The organism is Vibrio sp. V19_P1S1T109 (assembly GCF_002241375.1).
GTDB classification, from domain to species: Bacteria; Pseudomonadota; Gammaproteobacteria; order Enterobacterales; family Vibrionaceae; genus Vibrio; species Vibrio anguillarum.
This window is the reverse complement of record NZ_NDIM01000079.1, coordinates 1-3,100: the sequence shown is the minus strand read 5'-3', so window position 1 is coordinate 3,100 and position 3,100 is coordinate 1. Positions and strand designations below refer to the sequence as shown.

Genomic DNA, 3,100 nt, shown 5'->3' with positions numbered 1-3,100 from the left:
GTCATATCACTAAGTAAGGTGTAATGCGTGATATTATTTTGATCTCTTTCAATACCTTCTTGATTATGACTAACAGGTAAAATCACAGGAGCATCGGTAACTACAATGTCATTTTTAGCGGTTAGTAGGTTCTGATACTGAGAAGGGAAACGGCGGGTTAAGTGCTGTCCCCATAGCATCCACCCCACAACATCAGCCGTACCTTCACTGTTACGCACCGGAGTTAGGCTCACCACCCACACACTATTTTCCACACGGATGAGGCCAGAGCGGCTAGTTTTATCCTCATCAAGTGTGTGATGCATCTGAATTAAATGGTCGCTCACACCTTGTGAGCGTATCAACTGTTCCACTAACGAACAGTTTGTGCCAGGTTCAATATCCCGACATAAGTATTCAACCAATTGCGAGGATTCGGTGATGAAAGCCAAAACGTCTAAACCTAAAGTATCGAGGGAATCAGGATACAAGTTGCGCTCAGCAAATTGAGTGTCGCCATTCAACAGCAACAGATAAGTTTCATCCCAATAAGCCCAATCATAAGAACGCTTTTCTTGCTGTACTAAAAGATCTTGAATGACCGACTGAGCTTGATTGCTATCTCGATGAATCTCAATTGATTCAAGTTCATTCAAACTATATAAAAAAAAGTGGCGAGTAATAAATAAGCTGCTAAGAATGATCCCAACCAACCCGACAGAAAACAACAGAGCAGTTTTCGTGTGTAGAGTAATAAAACGCAAACGTAAGAAAGTTTTCATAGCCATAGGTGTCTTTTTCTTAGTCAATCCCACATAAACTTTAGACTGAAATTACTTCATATTCTTAACGCAGTTTCTCGAATGCTGTTTACTGCACATTAATTGCTATTTCAGCCTTAATTTTGTACAGATATGAGTTCGTTTACTGCATATTACACAAACCACTCTATCGACAGCACGAACAGGAAATCACTCATCTCTCACCACAAAGGCAAACGTTTGCTTTTATTCTTAATTTTAGTATGATTTTGGCTGTTTTCGCTATTACCTATTGCTTGAATGTAAGGATTCACTATGTTTGGTACTGCTACACGTGAAAATGCCACCCGCGTTTTACTGCTTGGTTCCGGAGAATTGGGCAAAGAGGTGGCAATTGAATGCCAACGCCTTGGTTTAGAAGTGATTGCCTGTGATCGCTACGCCAACGCTCCAGCAATGCAGGTGGCGCATCGTAGCCACGTATTGGATATGCTCGATGGAGATGCGCTACAAGCCATTATCGAACTCGAAAAACCAGACTACGTGGTGCCAGAAATTGAAGCAATTGCCACTCACAAGCTGGTTGAACTGGAAGCGCAAGGCTTAAACGTGGTCCCCACTGCAACGGCCACTCAATTGACGATGAACCGTGAAGGCATTCGCCGTTTAGCCGCAGAAACTCTTGCCTTACCTACCTCTCCTTATCAGTTTGCTGATGACTATAATGATTTTGTACTGGCGATTGAGCATGTCGGTATGCCTTGCGTAGTTAAGCCTGTGATGAGTTCATCAGGTAAAGGCCAAAGTGTGATTAAGACGCAAGAGGATATTAGCCGCGCTTGGGCATACGCTCAAGAAGGTGGCCGCAGTGGAGCTGGGAGAGTGATCGTCGAAGGCTTTATCGATTTCGACTACGAAATTACTCTCTTGACGATTCGAGCAGTGGATGGTGTCCATTTCTGCTCTCCCATTGGCCATCGACAAGAGGAAGGGGATTATCGCGAATCATGGCAACCACAAGTGATGTCGGCTAACGCAATTAAAGCCGCTGAATATGTAGCAGAACAAGTGGTTAATGCACTCGGTGGTTACGGCTTATTTGGTGTTGAACTGTTTGTAAAAGGCGATAATGTTATCTTCAATGAAGTGTCCCCTCGCCCACATGATACGGGAATGGTCACCCTCATTTCACAAGAGCTGTCTGAATTTGCGTTACACGTGCGCGCGTTCACGGGTATGCCAATCAACAGTATTACCCAATATGGACCATCGGCATCTGCGGTTATTTTAGGTCAAGGTACCTCCACTAACCTTAAATTTGATGGAATAAATGAAGCACTGTCTATCCCGCATACTCAACTTCGTCTGTTTGGTAAACCAGACATTGATGGACGCCGTCGGCTTGGGGTTGCTCTGGCGAAAGATAAAGAACTCAAACAGGCTTTGCACAACGCAATTCAATGTGCCAAAAGCGTGCAAGTGATTCTGTAAAAACGCAAAGCGAGCCACTAGGCTCGCTTTCATTTTCTTCACCAACAATACTCGCTGCAGAGCCTCACTCTTTAATCAGTTCACTGACCGTACCAACCACACTGTCCGCGGCTTTTCTCATTTCATCAATCAGCTTTTGCGTCTCTTCTAGTTTGCTGTTACATGCCGTGACTTGGCCTTGAATTGCCCCCATCATAGAGGTAGAACTGTTGGTCAGTTCGCTATTGAGCTTAACAATATTACCAATTTCATCGGTCGCTTTGGTGGTATTGGAGGCTAATGAGCGCACCTCATCAGCAACCACCGCAAAACCCCGGCCATACTCCCCGGCACGCGCAGCCTCGATAGCGGCATTGAGCGCCAGCAAATTAGTCTGTTCTGCTATGCCTGTAATGGTGGTTACAATTTTGGTGATTTGCTGCGACTGGTTGGCCAGTTGCGTCATCGATGTATTCGCCTTAGTGATCGCGTTATCAATCTCTTTAGCAATGGAAGCGGCTTCGGCTAGCGTTCCCGTCCCGAGTTGAGCAATATGTACCGTTTCTTGCGAGGTATGATGCGCGACTTCTGCTGCATCTTTAATCGCCCGAGCTTGCAGTACTCGTTGCGTGACATCAGTTGCAAACTTAGTCACACCAATGACTTTATGATCTTCACTAAATACGGGGTTATAGTTTGCTTCCAACCAAATTTCATCGCCATGTTTTGTAAAACGTTTAAATAATCCCGTTTTAAAATGGCCGCTGGCAAGCGACGCCCAAAAATTCGGGTTCTTCTTGTAAAATAGATCATCACAAAATAATCGATGATGCTGACCAACCACTTCTTGTAATTTGTACCCAACACAGGACAAAAAGTTTGGGTTCGCC

The 3,100-nt window shown here is 44.6% G+C and carries 3 protein-coding genes; 1 reads left to right on the top strand and 2 read right to left on the bottom strand.

The genetic code is table 11. The features are described 5' to 3' along the window. Positions 1–767 (bottom strand): CHASE4 domain-containing protein (locus B9J87_RS03710; protein WP_303396257.1); only part of this gene is annotated, 767 nt, incomplete at its 3' end. A 288-nt stretch (positions 768–1,055) separates the two neighbouring features. On the opposite strand from B9J87_RS03710, the gene purT reads away from it, so the two are divergent. Further along, positions 1,056–2,231, top strand: a complete 1,176-nt coding sequence (purT, locus tag B9J87_RS03705) for a formate-dependent phosphoribosylglycinamide formyltransferase (protein WP_094149380.1) — start codon at positions 1,056–1,058, stop codon at positions 2,229–2,231. Positions 2,232–2,295: 64 nt separating this feature from the next. Here purT and B9J87_RS03700 read toward each other — a convergent pair. Continuing rightward, the coding region (locus B9J87_RS03700) for a methyl-accepting chemotaxis protein (RefSeq protein ID WP_141201531.1) at positions 2,296–3,100 on the bottom strand (805 nt) is incomplete at its 5' end.